Raw genomic sequence first — 17,661 nt, 5'->3', positions numbered from 1 at the left:
GGGTGCTCCGGATTCTCTCAGGGGTGGGAGGCCAGGAGTGGACAACCAATCATCCCATGATTCTATGATGGGCCTCATGCCCGATGACGAGACCCGGACCCTGAGCCCCGCCGCCCCCCTGCACGCCTCCCCGGGCGCCACCTTGGTTCCCCGGACGGCACCCGCCCCCGGCCCCGCACCCTGGCTGCTGCGCCTGGTCACCATCGGTCTCGTCCTCGCCGCGCTCAACCTGCGGCCCGCCATCACGAGCCTCGGCCCCCTCCTCGAAGAGGTGCGGGACGGGCTGCACATGAGCGGCAGCGTCGCGGGCGTCCTCACCTCCGTACCCCCGCTGTGCTTCGCCCTCTTCGGGTTCATGGCGCCGCGGCTGGCCCGCCGCTTCGGGCCGGGCGCCGTCGTCTGCGCGGGCATGGCCGCCATCACGGCCGGGCTGCTGATCCGCCCCTTCGCGGGCAGCACCGCCGGCTTCGTCGCCGCCAGCGCCCTCGCCCTGATGGGCATCGCCGTCAGCAACGTCCTGATGCCCGTCATCGTGAAGCGCTGGTTCCCGGACCGGGTCGGCAGCGTGACCGGCCTCTACTCGATGGCCCTCGCCATGGGCACCGCCCTCGCGGCGGCCGTCACCGTGCCCATGACCGACCTCCTGGGCGGCAGTTGGCAGACCGGGCTCGCCGTCTGGGCCGCGCTCGCCGCCGTCGCGATCGTGCCGTGGGTCCCGCTCGTACGGGACCGCGGCGGCGCCCAGGGACAGGGTGCGGGCCGTCGGCAGCAGGCCCCCGCCCTCCGGATCACCCGCAGCCGGACGTCCTGGGCGCTCGCCTGCTTCTTCGGCCTCCAGGCCACGGCCGCGTACATCACCATGGGCTGGATGCCGCAGATCTTCCGCGACGCGGGGATCTCCGCGGGCACCGCCGGCGTGCTGCTCGCCGTGACCATGGCCATGGGGGTGCCCCTCGCCTTCGTCATCCCCCGCGCCGCCGCCCGGCTGCGGAACCAGGGACCGATCGTCCTGGTCCTCGGCGGCTGCGGCCTCCTCGGCTACGCGGGCCTCTACCTCGCCCCCGCGGGCGGCGCCTGGCTCTGGGCCCTGCTGCTGGGCATCGCCAACTGTGCCTTCCCGCTCGCCCTCACCATGATCGGCATGCGGTCCCGCAGCGGCGCCGGAGTCGTCAGGCTCTCCGCCTTCGCGCAGTCCACCGGCTACCTGCTCTCGATCCCCGGCCCGCTGCTCGTCGGCGTGCTCTACCAGCACAGCGGCGGCTGGGGCCTGCCGCTCGCCCTCATGGCGGGCCTGATGGTGCCGCAGATGATCGCGGGCGTACTCGCCGGACGGGACCGGACGATCGAGGACGAATGCTGAGATGCGAGACTGGGCCCATGCCCGTACTCGATCCGAATCCTCCGAACGGCCAGAAGAAGCTCCTCCTCGTCTTCGGGGCGATGCTGCTCATCGGCGCCGTCATCAGTGTCATCGCCACGATCGCCTCTCCCTGACAGAGGCGCCTCTCCGTGACCGCCTTCCCGCGCGGGGACGGTAGGGCCAGCCCCACCATCCCCTAGGGGGTCAGGTTCAGGGTCGAGTGGGTGGGTCACCGGATGGGACCGCCGCCCGCCGGCCCGTAGGTTCTGGATTATCAGAGCCGAGGACCCACGGAGGCGGACATGTCGGCCCGTACACACACCCGGACCCACCGCCCTGCCCCGGAGGCCGTCGAGGTCCGGCTGCCCTGGTGGGCGGTGGCACTGCCCGCCCTCGCCTTCGCCGCGCTCCTCCTGCTGATCGCGGGACCCGGCCAGGCACAGGCCGCGACCGGCGACCCGGCACTCGGCCGACTGCTCGGGCAGATCCTGGAGCTGCTCACCCCCTGACATGCCCCGGACAGGGTGCGCGCGAGCCGCCGGGCACCCGTTCACCCTCAGCGGGGGAGCACGTCAACACCCTGAGCCCGGAGGCGCAATTCGTGCGAAGCTGAGGTGTATGAGCGCCGATACACCTCGCAGGATCGTCCTTCTCAGGCACGCAAAGGCGGAATGGTCGCAGCAGTCCGACCATGAGCGGCCCCTCGCCGAACGGGGCAGGAAAGACGCCCCCGTCGCCGGCCGCAGGCTCGCCGATTCCGGTACCGAATTCGATCTGGCTCTGTGCTCGACCGCCACCAGGACCCGCGAGACCTGGAAGCTCGCGGTCCACGAATTCCCCCAGCGCCCCAAGACCGTCTACGAGGAGCGGCTGTACGAGGCCTCCCTCGGCGAACTGATCGCGCTGTTCAACGAGACCCCCGACGACGTACGCAATCTGCTGGTCATCGGCCACAACCCGGTCATGCACGGCGCCGCCGACGCGCTTTCCGGTCAGGCCGAGGGGGAGGCGCTCGCCCGGATGACCAGGGACGGCTTCCCGACCGCCGCCTATGCCGTCGTCGAGTTCTCCGGCTCCTGGAAGGGCCTGGAGCACGGGTCGGGCAAGCTCGTCGAGTACTGGACGCCCAACGACTGAGCGGGACGAACGAAGGGCCCCGGCGCAGCAGATGCGCCGGGGCCCTTCGTGCGTACGTCCGCCGTCCGGAGCGGTCAGTCGACGAGGCCGTCGGCGGCCTCGACCTCCTCGCGCGTGATCCCGAGCAGATACAGCACGGTGTCCAGGAACGGGACGTTCACCGCCGTGTGAGCGGCCTCGCGGACCACGGGCTTGGCATTGAAGGCGACGCCCAGACCGGCCGTGTTCAGCATGTCCAGATCGTTCGCGCCGTCCCCGATGGCCACCGTCTGCGCCAGCGGGACCCCCGCCTGCGCGGCGAAGCTGCGCAGCAGCCGGGCCTTGCCCGCCCGGTCCACGATGTCACCCACGACCCGGCCGGTGAGTTTGCCGTCGACGACCTCCAGCGTGTTGGCGGAGGCGAAGTCGAGCCCGAGACGCTCCTTGAGGTCGTCCGTGACCTGGGTGAAGCCGCCCGAGACCACGCCCACCTGGTAGCCGAGCCGCTTCAGCGTGCGGATCAGCGTGCGGGCACCGGGGGTCAGCCTGACCTCGGCCCGCACCTTCTCCACGACCGACACGTCGAGTCCCGCCAGCAGCGCCACCCGGGCGTGCAGCGACTGCTCGAAGTCGAGCTCGCCGCGCATCGCCTGCTCGGTCACCTCGGCGACCTTGTCCTCACAGCCGGCGTGCGCGGCGAAGAGCTCGATGACCTCGTCCTGGATGAGCGTGGAGTCCACGTCCATCACCACGAGCCGCTGCGCCCGCCGGCTCAGACCGGCCGAGACGACGGCGATGTCGACACCGATCCCGGCGGCCTCCGTCGCCAGCGCGGTCCGCAGCTCCTCGGTCCCGGTACCGGACACCGCGAACTCGACCGCGGTGACGGGGTACTTCGCCAGCCGGAAGATCCGGTCGATGTTGCCGCCGGTGGAGGTGATCCTGGCCGCTATGGCCGCCGTGGACTCCGCGGTCAGCGGGTGCCCCAGCACGGTCACATGGGAACGGCCGTCGCCGCGGGGCCGGTTGTCACCCGTGCCGGAGATGATCTCGGCCTGCAGCTTCAGCGACTCCGCCCAGCTGTGCACGGTGGCCCGGAGGTCGCCCTCGGTCGTACCGTCCGATGCCGGGGAGGTCACCAGTGCGCAGAGGACTATGCGGCCGCGGGTCACGACCTGCTCGATGTCCACGACCTCGACGGAGTAGGCGGCCAGGGTGTCGAAGAGGCCGGCGGTGATACCAGGACGGTCCTTCCCGAAGATCTTGACGAGAAGGGTGGGTGCGTCCGCGGCCTGAGAGGGCTCAGGGAGCTCAGGGGACCGGGGGGGCTGAGGTGCGCTCATGGTGCTCCCACCGTATAGGTCCCGCGCGCGGCCCCCCAGCCCGTCCCGAGTAGCGGACAGCCCGTGGCCCGGGCGGCGCGCCCCCGGGCGGCCGTCCCGGATGCTGCGGTCCGGACCGATTCCTCCCCGGCGCCGCGGGAGGACCGTGCAGGCCTCCCCAGCGTCTTCACGCGCCCGGCTTTCCGTTACGGGACTGCTCCTGGAATAGTTCCCCACGATGTTCAGCATCCCTAGACTCCCTGCAACGGGGGTAACTCGGGGGACAACTAGTGGGGCGCGGAGTGCCGGAACTCGTACTGGAATTGAATGGAAGGACCTGGACGCTCGATCCGTCCAGGTCGTACACCCTCGGACGTGATCCGCAGGGTGACCTGATGATCGACGACGCCAGGGTGTCGTGGCGGCATGCCACGATCAGCTGGAACGGCCGCAGTTGGTTCATCGAGGACCACGGCAGCACCAACGGAACCTATGCGCAGGGCCGGCGGATCCAGCAGATGGAGATCGGTCCCGGTGCGGCCCTGAATCTGGGCAACGCCACCGACGGACCGAGGCTGAGTCTCACCGCCGCCGCCGGCGCGGTCGTGCCCGGCGGGCAGGCGGTTGCGGCGCAGCAGCAGGCGCCCGTACAGCCGCAGCAGCCCGCACCGGGTGCCGCCGGCTGGCCCGCCCCGGCGCAGCAGCAGGCCTGGCAGCAGCAGGCCCCGGTCCCGCACCAGCAGGGCCCGGGCCGGGTGCCGGGAGCGGGCGGTGCCGCGGGGGCGCCGCCGGTCTACGGGGACCGGAGTCCGACCACCTTCCACCAGCTGGACCTCGGCCGGGTCATGCGTATCGGCCGTGCGCTGGAGAACGAGCTGGTCGTCTCCGACCTGCAGGTCTCCCGGCTGCACGCCGAATTCCGGGCGACGCCGGACGGCCGCTTCGAGATCCGCGACCTCGGATCCCACAACGGCACGTACGTCAACGGCCAGCCGCTCAACAAGTCCGGCTCCGCGCTCATCGGCCCGAACGACATCGTCGGTGTCGGTCACTCGACCTTCCGGCTGGTCGGGGACCGGCTCGAGGAGTTCGTCGACACCGGTGAGGTCTCCTTCTCCGCCCGCCACCTCACGGTGACGGTCGACGGGGGCAAGGACATCCTCAAGGACGTCTCGTTCGGCGTCCCGGAGAAGTCCCTGATCGCCGTCATCGGCCCGTCGGGCTCCGGCAAGTCCACCCTGCTCAAGGCGCTCACCGGCTACCGGCCCGCCAACCAGGGTGACGTCCTCTACGACAACCGGAACCTGTACAAGCAGTTCGCCGAGCTCCGGCAGCGCATCGGCCTGGTCCCGCAGGACGACATCCTGCACAAGGAACTCACGGTCACCAGGGCCCTGCGGTACGCGGCCAAGCTCCGCTTCCCCGCGGACACCACCGAGGCCGAGCGCACCGCCCGGATCCACGAGGTCCTCGCCGAGCTGAAGCTCGACATCCACAAGGACAAGAGGATCACCTCGCTCTCCGGCGGCCAGCGCAAGCGCGTGTCGGTGGCCCTGGAGCTGCTGACCAAGCCTTCGCTGATCTTCCTGGACGAGCCGACCTCCGGCCTCGACCCGGGCATGGACCGCGATGTCATGCAGTTGCTGCGCGGCCTCGCCGACGACGGCCGTACGGTCCTCGTGGTCACGCACTCCGTGGCCGAGCTGGCCATCTGCGACAAGCTCCTGGTGATGGCGCCCGGCGGGTCCGTCGCCTACTTCGGTCCGCCCGAGGAGGCGCTGAACTTCTTCGGCTACAGCAGCTGGGCCGACGTCTTCTCCGCGTTCGAGAACTACCGCGACTACGACTGGGCGGGCCGCTGGCGCGGCTCGCAGCACTACCAGATGTACGCGGCGGACATCGACGCCGTCGCCGCGCAGCCCGTACACATGCCCCCGCCGCAGCAGATCCGCCCTCCGAAGCCGTCGGGCTGGACGGCTCAGCTGTGGACGCTGATGCGCCGCTACATCTCGGTGATCGCGTCCGACAAGGGCTTCCTGCTCCTGATGGTGCTGCTGCCGGCCGTACTCGGCGTGGTGAGCGTGGTCATCCCCGCCGAGTTCGGCCTGGCGGAGCCCGATCCGCCCTCCCGGTTCAACGGCAAGGCCGGAACGATCATGCTGATCCTGGCGGTCGGCATGTGTTTCGCCGCCGCCGCCAACTCCGTACGAGAACTGATCAAGGAACGGGTGATCTACGAGCGGGAACGGGCCACCGGCCTCTCCCGGTCCGCCTACCTGCTGTCCAAGGTGATCGTCCTCGGCGTGATCACCGCCTTCCAGGGCGTGATCATCTGCGGGATCGGCTTCTCCACCCGTCAGCTCCCGGAGGAGGGCCTGCTCATGCCCCCCGCCGTCGAGATCTGCCTGTCGATCATCGTGCTCGGGTTCGTCTCGATGATGTTCGGCCTGATGATCTCCGCGCTGGTGAAGACCGCCGAGAAGACCATGCCGCTGCTCGTCATGTTCGCCATCGTCCAGGTCGTCTTCACCGGTGTGCTCTTCCAGGTCTACGGATCGCCGGGCCTGGAGCAGTTCGCCTGGCTGATGCCGTCGCGCTGGGCGGTCGCCGCCGCCGGTACGACGCTCGACCTCGCCCACCTCATGCCGCCGTGGGACCCCGAGAAGCCGACCGACCTGGACCCGCTCTGGGAGCACTCGGCCGGACAGTGGGGCATCAACATCACGGTGATGCTCGTGATGAGCGCCGTCCTCTTCGTCGCGGTCTCGCGGATGCTGCGCCGCCATGAGCCCGAGGTGATGCGCAAGTAACGCGCCCCGGGCCGTACCGGACCCGGAAACGCCCGAGGGCGGCACCCCGTGGGGTGCCGCCCTTCGGCATGTGCCGGCCGGTCACGCGACGTTGCGGACCGGCAGGTCGGCTATGCCAGGCCTTGCTCGGTGCGTGGCTCAGTACGCGCTGTCGACGTTGTCGATCGAGCCGTACTTGTCCGCGGCGTAGTTGGCCGCGGCGGTGATGTTGGCGACCGGGTCGTACTGGTCGTGCTTGGTGCCCTTGACGTGGTAGAAGTCGAAGGTCGGCTTGATGACCTGCAGCAGGCCCTTCGACGGGACACCGTTGATCGCGTTGATGTCCCAGTTGTTGATCGCGCGCGGGTTGCCGCTGGACTCACGGATGATGTTGCGGTGCAGCCCCTCGTACGTGCCGGGGATGTTCTTCTTGTCCATGATCGAGAGAGCCTCGCGGATCCAGCCGTCCAGGTTGTTGGCGTAGACCGGCTTGCGGTCGGCCGCACGGCTCGCCTTCTTGGCGGAACGCTTCTTCGCGTCGGCCTTCGCCTTGGCGGCGGCCTTCTTCTTGGCCGCGGCTTCCTTCTTGGCCTCGGCGACGGCCTTGGCCTTCGCCTCGCTCTTGGCGGCGGCCTTCTTCTCGGCGGCCTTGGCGGAGTCGGCGGCCTTCACCAGCTGTGCGGCGGTGGAGTGCTGCTCGATGACACTGGACTGGACGGACTTCGTCTGCGACGTACCGGCGAAGGCCACCGGCGCACCGGAGACGGCCTGCAGCTCGGTCGAGGCCGAGGCGTTGTCCGGGACGAGCGAGAACGCGAGTGCGGCTGCGGCCAGGGTGGAGACACCGGCGACGGAGAGCTTCTGCGCCTTGTTCAGGCGACGGCTACGGCTGGAGATGCGGGACACGGACATGCAGTCGTACCTCTTCGAATAGCAGGAGTCCTCACAGAGGACGCGGACGGGACGCAGTTCGCATCTCCGTCGGGAACAGGTGCAATTCTTAGCGCCAGCAAAATGCGCTGGCAAAGGTGTGACGTACGAAGCCGGGTAGTGGATCAGGGAGGCGTTCGTACCCCCTTGTCCGGTTTGCGGATTGGAGTCTTGCCCGTTTTACACCAACTATCCGACTTCGTAAGTGACGTGGGTCCTATGCCTGGGCTCACATGGGGCACCCTCGGAACTCACGAATAGTTGCTCCTGTAATGCGGAGCGTTAGGTTCCTTCGGAGAGGGGCGGAACGCCGCCGCTACGGAGGGGCCGTCCCTGCGCAGGGGGCGCCGGGCCCGTTACGTCCCCGGCCGCGCCCCGGGCGTCGGCCGTACCCGGCCTGGGCCCACCGGCCTGGGCCTCCGGGTCCGTCCGGCAGCCGTCCACAGCCCGATACGGCCCCCGTGCCCCCGCCGGTACGGTGAGGTCATGAGCCATCGCCCACCGTCGGGCCTCGCCTCGGTCAGTGCCGCGCTGCTCGCCATGAGCCGGCACCTCGACGTGCGGGACGTCCTCAAGACGATCGTCGCCTCCGCACGCGAACTGCTGGACGCCGAATACGCGGCCCTGGGCGTCCCCGACGACCACGGCGGCTTCGCCCAGTTCGTCGTAGACGGGATCAGCGACGAGCAGTGGAAGGCCATCGGCCCGCTGCCCCGGCAGCACGGCATCCTCGCCGCGATGCTCCACGAGGCGAAGCCCGAGCGGCTCGCCGACGTCCGCCAGGACCCCCGCTTCGAGGGCTGGCCCGACGCCCACCCCGACATGTCCGACTTCCTCGGTCTGCCCATCCAGGACGGCGACGAGATCATCGGCGCGCTCTTCCTCGCCAACAAGCGGTGCCCCAAGCCCGAGGGCGGCTGCGGCTTCACGGAGGAGGACGAGGAGCTCCTGGGCATGCTCGCCCAGCACGCCGCGATCGCCCTCACCAATGCCCGGCTGTACGAACGCAGCCGCGAGCTCACGATCGCCGAGGAGCGCTCCCGGCTCGCCCACGAGCTGCACGACGCGGTCAGCCAGAAGCTCTTCTCGCTCCGGCTGACCGCGCAGGCCGCCGCCGCCCTCGTCGACTGCGACCCGGCCCGCGCCAAGGGCGAGCTCCAGCAGGTCGCCGACCTGGCCGCGGAGGCCGTGGACGAGCTGCGCGCCGCCGTCGTCGAGCTGCGCCCCGCGGCACTGGACGAGGACGGCCTGGTCGCCACGCTCCGTACCCAGATCCAGGTCCTGGACCGGGCACACAGCGCCCGCGTCACCTTCGAGAGCGCCGGAGTGCGCGCCCTGCCCTCCGCCCAGGAGGAGGCGCTGCTCAGGGTGGCGCAGGAAGCCCTGCACAACGCCCTGCGCCACTCGGGCGCCGGGCGGGTCACCGTCACCCTCGGCCGGAACACCTCCGCCGCGGTGCTCCGGATCACCGACGACGGCCGCGGCTTTGACCCCCACGCGGTCCGGCACGCCGGCCGCCATCTGGGCCTCGTCTCGATGCGCCACCGGGCCGGCAGCGTCGGAGGCAGGCTCACCGTTGCATCGGAGCCCGGCAAGGGCACCACGATCCAGATGGAGGTCCCCTGTGGCTGACAAGATCATCAGGGTGCTGCTGGTCGACGACCACCAGGTGGTCCGGCGCGGACTGCGTACGTTCCTGGAGGTCCAGGACGACATAGAGGTCGTCGGGGAGGCCTCCGACGGGGCCGAGGGCGTCGCCAGGACGGAGGAGCTCAGGCCCGACGTCGTCCTGATGGACATCAAGATGCCGGGTACGGACGGGATCGAGGCCCTGCGCAGGCTCAGGGAGCTGGAGAACCCGGCGAAGGTGCTGATCGTGACCAGCTTCACCGAGCAGCGCACGGTCGTGCCCGCCCTCCGCGCGGGAGCGTCCGGCTACGTGTACAAGGACGTCGACCCGGACGCGCTGGCCGGGGCGATCCGCTCGGTCCACGCGGGCCACGTCCTGCTCCAGCCGGAGGTCGCCGGCGCCCTGCTCGCCCAGGAGGACACCGGCAGCGGCACGGGCCGGGGGAGCACCCTGACCGAACGGGAACGGGAGGTGCTCGGACTGATCGCCGACGGCCGCTCCAACCGGGAGATCGCCCGTGCCCTGGTCCTCTCGGAGAAGACGGTCAAGACACACGTGTCGAACATTCTGATGAAGCTCGACCTGTCGGACCGCACCCAGGCAGCGCTCTGGGCGGTCAGGAACGGGGCGGCGGGCTGAGAGGACCGCGTCCCCGCCAGGACGCAGAGGGTTTCCCCCCCCCGGAATTCATACTGTCGGGTGGATGTCACCCGGACGGCGCATCCTGTGCGGCGCCACGGCGTTCTCCAGGGCACGCTGCGGCGATCGGCCGCGGCGACGCGAGGAGGATCCTGAAGTGAAGAACCTGAAGAAGGCCGCCGCCGTCACCCTGATCGCCGGTGGAATCATCGCCGCCGGTGCCGGAGCCGCCTCCGCCACGGGCCACGGCGGCGCCGGTGCCCACGGCACGGCCGTGGGCTCCCCGGGTGTCGCCTCGGGCAACCTCGTCCAGGTCCCGGTGGACGTCCCGGTGAACGTGGTCGGCAACACCGTCAACGTGGTGGGCCTGCTCAACCCCGCCTTCGGCAACTTCGGCCTGAACGGCTGACCTGGCCCCGCACCGCCGGACGGGCACCCGGCCCGTCCGGCGGTCGATGCCGCCGACCCCGTAGGCACGCGGGTCAGGCCGGGTACGCACCGGGATCGCCCCCGGAGGGGCGCCCGTACACACCCGGGCCGGCCTGCCCGGCCGTGGTACGTACGTACCGGGTCGGCTCTCCGGGGGCCGGCCCGTACACACCCCGGTGCCGCCCCACACGCGCCCGGGTCAGCGTCGGTCCCGCCCCACACGCGCCCAGGTCAGCGCCGGTCCCGCTCCTCCACGTACGCGTTGTACGCGGCGACCTGTGCCCGCCGGGCCACCCGCTCCACCGGCCGCAGTGCCTCGCCCCGCGCCGCGATCTCCGATGCGCTCACTGCTCCGCCGTGCCCGTTCTCATGGGCCACCGAGATCAGCAGCCCCACCCGCTGGGCGAGCTCGAGCACCCGTACCGCTCTCGGCGGATACCCCGGGGCCAGCACTTCGCGCCCCCGCTCCGCCCGCGCCCGGTACGCGTCCACCGCCGCCTCTGCCACCGGACCGGAACCGGCGACGTCCAGCCGGGCCAGCACCGCCGTGGCATCCCGCAGCGCCTCCGCGAGCTCCCGCTCCGCCTCGCCCAGCGAGGGGACATCGGCCGGCGGCGCCTCCCGTACCGCCAGACAGCGCCACACCACCTCGGCGTGCACGTCCCCGGCGGGCCCCACCTCGCTCACCTCCGGCACCAGCCCGAAAGGCGCCCCGGACGTGACCACCGCCTCCTCCGCCTCCAGCGCCCGCGCATTGAAGTCCGGCGGCCCGCTGAGCCCCAGCGGATGCCCGGGCACCGGCAGCGCCACCCGGAAACCGGTCGCCCCGAGCCCCCTCAGTCTGCCGAGCGCAAGCGTGAGCCCGACCGGCCCCGCCTCACCCGGCAGCCCCTCGACGCGGTGCACCGCGTCCTCACCGACAATCGCGAGCGCTGCGTCGTCCGGTGACACAAGTCCGGCCAAAAGCGCGTTTCCCCATGCGGCGAGCCGCCCTGAGCGTGGTTCCGAAAGCATGGGAACAGCCTAGGGAACGGACCTCGGAGTCGGAGCACTCCTGGGGTGGCGTAGGTTTTCCCTGGGAGCTGTGCCCACAGGCACGCGACGATCTCGACACTGCATGGGGAGACAACGCGCCATGAGCGATGTACTGGAGCTGGTGGACGTATCCGTGGTCCGCGACGGACGTGCTCTGGTGGACGACGTCTCCTGGTCGGTCAAGGAGGGGGAGCGCTGGGTCATCCTCGGCCCCAACGGCGCCGGCAAGACCACCCTGCTCAACATCGCGTCGAGCTACCTGTTCCCGAGCGCCGGCACGGCCAAGATCCTCGGCGAGCGGCTCGGCGGGGTCGGCACCGACGTCTTCGAGCTCCGCCCCCGGATCGGCATCGCCGGTGTGGCGATGGCCGACAAGCTGCCCAAGCGCCAGACCGTGCTCCAGACGGTGCTCACCGCCGCGTACGGCATGACCGCCACCTGGCACGAGGACTACGAGGCCGTCGACGAGGAGCGCGCCCGCGCCTTCCTCGACCGGCTCGGCATGACCGAGTTCCTCGACCGTAAATTCGGCACCCTCTCCGAGGGCGAGCGCAAGCGCACCCTGATCGCCCGCGCCATGATGACCGACCCCGAGCTCCTCCTCCTCGACGAGCCCGCCGCCGGCCTCGACCTCGGCGGCCGCGAGGACCTGGTGCGTCGGCTGGGCCGCCTGGCCCGCGACCCGTACGCCCCCTCCATGATCATGGTCACCCACCACGTCGAGGAGATCGCGCCCGGCTTCACCCACGTCCTGATGATCCGCCAGGGCAAGGTGCTCGCCGCAGGTCCCATGGAGACCGAACTCAGCTCCCGCAACCTCTCGCTCTGCTTCGGCCTCCCGCTCGTCGTCGAGCACACCGGCGACCGCTACACGGCCCACGGACTGCCGCTCTCCCAGTAGTTGACGCCACAGTCACCTCCACGGCGCCCTGTCGGTGAGGGTGCCCACGGTCCTACGATGAACCCGTGGACATCGAAGCGTGGGTGTGGTGGCTGATCGGCGCGGTGGGACTGGGTATTCCCCTCGTCCTGACCGCGATGCCCGAATTCGGCATGTTCGCCGTCGGAGCGGTGGCCGCGGCGGTCGTCGCGGCCCTCGGCGGTGGCATCGTCGCCCAGGTGCTGGTCTTCGTCCTGGTGTCGGTGGCGCTCATCGCGGTCGTACGCCCCATCGCCGCCAGACACCGCGCCGGCCAGACCGGGCACGCCAGCGGGATCGACGCGCTGAAAGGCCGTCAGGCCGTCGTCCTGGAACGGGTGGACGGCAGCGGCGGGCGCATCAAGCTCGCGGGCGAGGTCTGGTCCGCGCGCACGCTCGACAGTGATCAGAGTTTCGAACCCGGCCAGCAGGTCGATGTCGTGGACATCGACGGGGCGACGGCCGTCGTCATGTGAGAAGCGGTCACACGGCAGTCCGGAGTCTGCCAAACTCGAAGTCGATCATCATGAGACCGGAACCGTCATAAAAGATGCACCGTTCATGACCGTTCGACCTCGATCATCGCGATCCGTCGGCAACCGAAGGGCACGAGGCACACGATGCAACCGATCATCATCGTCCTGATCATTCTGGTGGTGCTCGTCTTCATCGCCCTGATCAAGACGATCCAGGTCATCCCGCAGGCCAGTGCCGCCATCGTGGAGCGCTTCGGCCGCTACACCCGCACCCTCAACGCCGGGCTGAACATCGTCGTCCCGTTCATCGACTCGATCCGCAACAGGATCGACCTCCGCGAACAGGTCGTCCCCTTCCCGCCCCAGCCGGTGATCACCCAGGACAACCTCGTAGTCAACATCGACACCGTCATCTACTACCAGGTGACCGACGCCCGGGCCGCGACCTACGAAGTCGCCAGCTACATCCAGGCGATCGAACAGCTCACCGTCACCACCCTCCGCAACATCATCGGCGGCATGGACCTCGAACGGACGCTGACCTCCCGCGAGGAGATCAACGCGGCGCTCCGCGGCGTCCTCGACGAGGCCACCGGCAAGTGGGGCATCCGCGTCAACCGTGTCGAGCTCAAGGCCATCGAACCGCCCACCTCCATCCAGGACTCGATGGAGAAGCAGATGCGCGCCGACCGTGACAAGCGCGCCGCGATCCTCACCGCCGAAGGCATCAGGCAGTCCGCGATCCTCACCGCGGAGGGCGAGAAGCAGTCCGCGATCCTGCGCGCCGAGGGCGAGGCCAAGGCATCCGCCCTGCGCGCCGAGGGCGAGTCCCAGGCCATCCGTACGGTCTTCGAGGCCATCCACGCCGGAGACCCGGACCAGAAGCTCCTCTCGTACCAGTACCTCCAGATGCTCCCGAAGATCGCCGAGGGCGACGCCAACAAGCTCTGGATCGTGCCCAGCGAGATCGGTGACGCGCTCAAGGGCCTCAGCGGCGCCTTCGGCAACCTCGGCGGCGGGGCACCCGGCTTCGACACCGGAAACAAGGAACGCCGGGAGCAGCCCCCGGTCAGCTGACCGGGACACACCTTCGTGCATGATCAGTGAGGCCCCTCGACCTTCATGGCGGGGAGGCATCACTGACCACCGAAGGAGATGGCCTTGTCCATCTGGGAAATTCTCGCGGTCTTCGCGGCCGGAGTCGGCGCAGGAACGATCAACACCATCGTCGGCTCCGGCACGTTGATCACCTTCCCCGTCCTGCTCGCCACCGGCCTGCCACCGGTCACCGCCACCGTCTCCAACGCCCTCGGTCTGATCCCGGGTTCGATCAGCGGAGCCATCGGATACCGCAAGGAACTGGCCGGCCAGCGCCGCCGCATCCTCAAGCTGAGTGCCGGCGCACTCATCGGCGGTCTCACCGGCGCCACACTCCTGCTGGCCCTGCCCTCCACGGCGTTCGAGACGATCGTCCCCGTCCTGGTTGCCCTCGCCCTCGTCCTGGTCATCCTGCAGCCCCGCATCAGCAAGGCAGTCCAGCGCCGCCGCGACCGCACCGGAGTCCCCGCCCGCCCCGACGGCGGGCCGCTGCTGTTCACCGGACTGATGCTCGCCAGCGTCTACGGCGGCTACTTCACGGCGGCCCAGGGCATCATCTACCTCTCCCTGATGGGCATGCTGCTCGACGACACGATGCAGCGCCTCAACGCCGTCAAGAACGTCCTCGCCGCCGTCGTCAACAGCGTCGCCGCGCTCTTCTTCCTCTTCGTGGCGGACTTCGACTGGACGGCCGTACTGCTCATCGCCGTGGGTTCCGCGATCGGCGGACAGATAGGCGCCAAGGTGGGACGGCGCCTCAGCACGGGCTTCCTGCGTGCCCTCATCGTGGTCGTCGGCACGGCGGCCATCGTCCAACTGGTGCTGCGCTGAGCACGGCAGGCCCGCCCCGGAGGGGGACGGGCCTCCCGTGCCGCACGGAGGCTACGCGGCGGACCGCGCCAGCCACTCCGGCAGCGCGGACCGGTCACCGGCGCCCAGGGCGAGCAGCATCGCGTCCGCGGGCGTTGGCACGAACGGCTGGCGCAGCAGCGGCATTTCCGCCTGCTCCGGAGTCCGGGCCGCCTTGCGGTGGTTGTCCTCGGCGCAGGAGGCCACGGTGTTCAGCCAGGTGTCCTGACCGCCCTGGGCGCGCGGCACCACGTGGTCGACGGTGCTCGCCCGCCGCCCGCAGTACGCGCACCGGTGCTGGTCCCGTATGAGGACGCCCTTCCTGGACCACGGGGCGTGTCTTCGGAACGGCACCCGTACGTAACGGCAGAGCCTGATGACCCGGGGCACCGGGATGTCGACGGCGGCACCACGCATACGGAGACCGGGGTGCGACTGCTCGACGACAGCCTTGTCCTGCAGGATCAGCACCACCGCACGGTTGAGCGTCACCGTCGACAGCGGCTCGAAGCTCGCGTTGAGTACCAGTGTGTCCCGCATCCTGCCCACCTCCCGTGTGCCGCCCGCCCGGTAGCGGGCCCGGATCAACTCTGGCCGGGCGAGCCGTGATGGACAACGCAATAAAAAAATGCCCTGCCCTGATCTCTCCAAGACCAGGGCAGGGCAAACAGCAGGCGAACTATCAGCTTTCGGGAGCCGCGTACTCACCGATCAGCCGGGCGCGGCCCAGGGTGTGGAACCGGAGATTGAAACCGACCGCCGCGGGTGACGTGTCACTGTCCGGCCCGAGCTTCTCGGCGTCCACCGCGTACACGGTGAACACATAGCGGTGGTTCTCACCGGCCGGCGGCGCGGCACCGCCGAAGTCCTTCGACCCGTAGTCGTTCCGGGCCTGGACGGCGCCCCGGGGCAGCCCCTCGAACGTGCCGCTCCCCGCACCGGCCGGGAGTTCCGTGACCGACGCCGGGATGTCGAACACCACCCAGTGCCAGAACCCGCTGCCCGTGGGGGCGTCCGGGTCGAAGCACGTCACGGCGAAGCTCTTCGTCTCCGCGGGGAAGCCCTCCCACCGCAGCTGCGGCGAGGTGTTCCCCGCGGAGAACACCTGCGCGTCCGCGAGAACGCCTCCCGGCGCGAGGTCCTCGCTCACCACGGTGAACGAGGGGACTTCGGGATGGAAGTCGTGCGGCAGCGGCGCCCTCTTCGGCTCAGTCACGTAGCACCTCTCCTGATCGGCTGTGAAGCGTCCTCCCACCGACCCTAGGCCGTGTCAGAGCCAGTTGCGCTGTCCGCCGACCTGGGAGAGCCACTGGTTGAGGTACGCGGCCCAGTCCGTGCCCTGGAAGTCGTTGTGGCCGACCTTGAACGCGCGGTAGGAGTCGCTGCCCTCGCTGAAGAGGCCCGGCTTCTTGTCCATCTCCAGCACGACGTCCATCTCGCGGTCGTCCGCGACGAACGTCAGCTCGACCTGGTTCAGCCCGCGGTACTGCTGCGGCGGGAAGAACTCGATCTCCTGGTAGAACGGCAGCCGCTGGCGTGTGCCGCGGATGTGGCCGCGCTCCATGTCCGCCGCGCGGAAGCCGAAGCCCAGCTGCCCGAAAGCGTCCAGGATGGCCTGCTGGGCGGGCAGCGGGTGCACGTTGATCGGGTCCAGGTCGCCCGAGTCCAGGGCGCGGGCGATCTCCAGCTCGGTGGTGACGCCGATGTTCATGCCGCGCAGCTGCTGCCCGGCGAACATCGTGACCGGGGTCTCCCACGGAATCTCGAGCCCGAACGGCACGACGTGCACGGCGCCGGCCTTCACCTCGAAGGCACCGCCCAGGCGCAGCTTGGTGAACTCGATGTCCTGCCTGGTCTCCTGGTCCCCACCCTCGACCTCGACCCGCGCCTGCAGTCCGACCGAGAGTCCCTCGATCTGCTGGTCGACGGAACCGCCCTGGATCCGCACCTCGCCCTGGACGACCCCGCCGGGGACGACGTTGAGTTCGGTCAGCTCGGTCTCGACCGAAGCCCCGCCGGCACCCATGCTCGCGAGCAGTCGCTTGAAGCCCATGATTTTCCTCCTTGGTCCTGCCCCTAGATACGCGCCATGACCGTAGCCGGTTCCCGTTCCGCCGGTCCCAGTACCCTCGGTCGCCATGAACAAGGGCACGGACCGTACGCCGCTCACGCGGGACTTCTTCGACCGCCCCGTCCTGGACGTGGCACCCGACCTGCTGGGCCGCGTCCTTGTCCGCACCACCGACGGCGGGCCCATCGAGCTGAGGCTGACGGAGGTGGAGGCCTACGCGGGCGAGATCGACCCGGGCTCCCACGCGTTCCGTGGCCGGACCCCCCGCAACAGCGTGATGTTCGGCCCGCCGGGCCACTCGTACGTCTACTTCACGTACGGGATGTGGCACTGCCTCAACCTGGTGTGCGGTCCGGAGGGCATGGCGAGCGGCGTCCTGCTGCGGGCCGGTGAGATCAGCATCGGGGCGGAGATGGCCCGCAAACGTCGGTTCTCGGCCCGACATGACAGAGAACTGGCCAAAGGGCCGGCCCGTCTGGCCACCGCCCTGGACGTGGACCGCGCACTGAACGGATGCGATGTGATCGCCGGCCCGTCTGCGCCCCTGTCCGTACTCCGAGGCACCCCACCACTCCGCGAACAGGTACGGAGCGGACCCCGCACCGGCGTCGGGGGTGACGGCTCCCACCAGCCGTGGCGCTTCTGGATCGACGGCGACCCCACGGTCAGCCCGTACCGCGCCCATGCGCCACGCCGCCGCTCAACTTGACTCGCCCCTGCCGTTTCCCTAATGTAGTCCGAGCCGCTTGAACGGATGCAGTTGTTGTTGGTACGGCCCATCGGACCGGACCAGAGCATCGTGAGAGGGCCAACCACTACCTACGATTCGCCCTTACGGGTGGAGTTTCGGCATGCCGAAATTGTCTTGACGACTCGATTATGAGTCACCGAGAGAATCGGTTAACGTAGTGAACACGCCGAAAGGCAAAGGCCGCTCCGCAGGCCGCTGGATTCAAATTCGGACCGGAAACGGAACGGAAAAGAGTCTGGTAAAGTCG

Annotated in this window: 19 protein-coding genes; 13 read left to right on the top strand and 6 right to left on the bottom strand. The window is 69.8% G+C overall.

Annotated features, from left to right (window positions below; all coding sequences use genetic code 11):
- The first annotated feature begins 76 nt into the window (after positions 1-76).
- The 4 genes from OG524_RS08115 (at position 77) to OG524_RS08100 (ending at position 2,497) form a co-directional block, all read left to right on the top strand.
- Positions 77-1,360: a CynX/NimT family MFS transporter gene (locus OG524_RS08115; RefSeq protein WP_405809632.1), complete on the top strand. Its 1,284-nt coding sequence runs from the start codon at positions 77-79 to the stop codon at positions 1,358-1,360.
- Positions 1,361-1,377: 17 nt separating this feature from the next.
- A complete protein-coding gene (locus OG524_RS08110) occupies positions 1,378-1,494 on the top strand; it encodes an SGM_5486 family transporter-associated protein (protein WP_384501309.1) in 117 nt (38 codons plus the stop codon).
- 168 nt (positions 1,495-1,662) lie between these two features.
- Positions 1,663-1,869 (top strand): hypothetical protein, encoded by a 207-nt coding sequence (locus tag OG524_RS08105; RefSeq protein ID WP_405809630.1) that lies wholly within the window; start codon positions 1,663-1,665, stop codon positions 1,867-1,869.
- 109 nt (positions 1,870-1,978) lie between these two features.
- Positions 1,979-2,497 (top strand): SixA phosphatase family protein, encoded by a 519-nt coding sequence (locus OG524_RS08100; RefSeq protein WP_405391628.1) that lies wholly within the window; start codon positions 1,979-1,981, stop codon positions 2,495-2,497.
- Between the two features lie 74 nt (positions 2,498-2,571).
- Here OG524_RS08100 and serB read toward each other — a convergent pair whose 3' ends face one another.
- On the bottom strand, positions 2,572-3,819 hold the full coding sequence (serB, locus tag OG524_RS08095; RefSeq protein ID WP_405391629.1) for a phosphoserine phosphatase SerB: 1,248 nt from the start codon (positions 3,817-3,819) through the stop codon (positions 2,572-2,574).
- Positions 3,820-4,088: 269 nt separating this feature from the next.
- Between serB and OG524_RS08090 the strand changes: the two genes are divergently transcribed.
- The gene (locus tag OG524_RS08090; protein WP_405809628.1) at positions 4,089-6,608 is read left to right on the top strand and encodes an FHA domain-containing protein; all 2,520 of its coding nucleotides are present in this window, start codon (positions 4,089-4,091) and stop codon (positions 6,606-6,608) included.
- Positions 6,609-6,746: 138 nt separating this feature from the next.
- Here the strand turns inward: OG524_RS08090 and OG524_RS08085 are convergent, their stop codons facing one another.
- Complete coding sequence (locus OG524_RS08085) at positions 6,747-7,499, bottom strand: transglycosylase SLT domain-containing protein (RefSeq protein ID WP_405391631.1); 753 nt, start codon at positions 7,497-7,499, stop codon at positions 6,747-6,749.
- A 504-nt stretch (positions 7,500-8,003) separates the two neighbouring features.
- Between OG524_RS08085 and OG524_RS08080 the strand changes: the two genes are divergently transcribed.
- The 3 genes from OG524_RS08080 (at position 8,004) to OG524_RS08070 (ending at position 10,195) form a co-directional block, all read left to right on the top strand.
- Positions 8,004-9,149: a GAF domain-containing sensor histidine kinase gene (locus OG524_RS08080; RefSeq protein ID WP_405809625.1), complete on the top strand. Its 1,146-nt coding sequence runs from the start codon at positions 8,004-8,006 to the stop codon at positions 9,147-9,149.
- Positions 9,142-9,786, top strand: a complete 645-nt coding sequence (locus OG524_RS08075; RefSeq protein WP_405391633.1) for a response regulator — start codon at positions 9,142-9,144, stop codon at positions 9,784-9,786. Before OG524_RS08080 ends, OG524_RS08075 begins: the two co-directional genes overlap by 8 nt.
- 157 nt (positions 9,787-9,943) lie before the next feature.
- Entirely contained in the window at positions 9,944-10,195 is a 252-nt protein-coding gene (locus tag OG524_RS08070) for a chaplin family protein (protein ID WP_405391634.1), read from the top strand.
- A 251-nt stretch (positions 10,196-10,446) separates the two neighbouring features.
- On the opposite strand, the gene OG524_RS08065 is transcribed toward OG524_RS08070, so the two are convergent.
- Positions 10,447-11,229: a hypothetical protein gene (locus OG524_RS08065; RefSeq protein WP_405391635.1), complete on the bottom strand. Its 783-nt coding sequence runs from the start codon at positions 11,227-11,229 to the stop codon at positions 10,447-10,449.
- 121 nt (positions 11,230-11,350) lie between these two features.
- On the opposite strand from OG524_RS08065, the gene OG524_RS08060 reads away from it, so the two are divergent.
- The 4 genes from OG524_RS08060 (at position 11,351) to OG524_RS08045 (ending at position 14,574) form a co-directional block, all read left to right on the top strand.
- Positions 11,351-12,151 (top strand): ABC transporter ATP-binding protein, encoded by an 801-nt coding sequence (locus OG524_RS08060; RefSeq protein ID WP_405391636.1) that lies wholly within the window; start codon positions 11,351-11,353, stop codon positions 12,149-12,151.
- Between the two features lie 65 nt (positions 12,152-12,216).
- Positions 12,217-12,645, top strand: a complete 429-nt coding sequence (locus tag OG524_RS08055; protein WP_405391637.1) for an NfeD family protein — start codon at positions 12,217-12,219, stop codon at positions 12,643-12,645.
- Positions 12,646-12,789: 144 nt separating this feature from the next.
- Entirely contained in the window at positions 12,790-13,722 is a 933-nt protein-coding gene (locus tag OG524_RS08050) for an SPFH domain-containing protein (protein ID WP_405391638.1), read from the top strand.
- Between the two features lie 78 nt (positions 13,723-13,800).
- Positions 13,801-14,574 carry a sulfite exporter TauE/SafE family protein gene (locus tag OG524_RS08045; RefSeq protein WP_405809621.1) on the top strand — a complete coding sequence of 258 codons (774 nt, stop codon included), beginning with the start codon at positions 13,801-13,803 and terminating at the stop codon, positions 14,572-14,574.
- A gap of 51 nt (positions 14,575-14,625) precedes the next feature.
- Here OG524_RS08045 and OG524_RS08040 read toward each other — a convergent pair whose 3' ends face one another.
- From OG524_RS08040 to OG524_RS08030, 3 genes are all read right to left on the bottom strand, one after another.
- Positions 14,626-15,132 carry an HNH endonuclease gene (locus tag OG524_RS08040; protein ID WP_405391640.1) on the bottom strand — a complete coding sequence of 169 codons (507 nt, stop codon included), beginning with the start codon at positions 15,130-15,132 and terminating at the stop codon, positions 14,626-14,628.
- A 142-nt stretch (positions 15,133-15,274) separates the two neighbouring features.
- Positions 15,275-15,808 carry a YbhB/YbcL family Raf kinase inhibitor-like protein gene (locus OG524_RS08035; RefSeq protein ID WP_405809619.1) on the bottom strand — a complete coding sequence of 178 codons (534 nt, stop codon included), beginning with the start codon at positions 15,806-15,808 and terminating at the stop codon, positions 15,275-15,277.
- A gap of 54 nt (positions 15,809-15,862) precedes the next feature.
- Positions 15,863-16,645 carry a sporulation protein gene (locus OG524_RS08030; RefSeq protein ID WP_405391642.1) on the bottom strand — a complete coding sequence of 261 codons (783 nt, stop codon included), beginning with the start codon at positions 16,643-16,645 and terminating at the stop codon, positions 15,863-15,865.
- Between the two features lie 85 nt (positions 16,646-16,730).
- On the opposite strand from OG524_RS08030, the gene OG524_RS08025 reads away from it, so the two are divergent.
- Positions 16,731-17,372, top strand: a complete 642-nt coding sequence (locus tag OG524_RS08025) for a DNA-3-methyladenine glycosylase (RefSeq protein ID WP_405391643.1) — start codon at positions 16,731-16,733, stop codon at positions 17,370-17,372.
- Positions 17,373-17,661 lie beyond the last annotated feature (289 nt).

The organism is Streptomyces sp. NBC_01520, from assembly GCF_045040375.1.
Taxonomy (GTDB): domain Bacteria; phylum Actinomycetota; class Actinomycetes; order Streptomycetales; family Streptomycetaceae; genus Streptomyces.
This window is presented reverse-complemented; position numbering and strand designations above follow the sequence as displayed.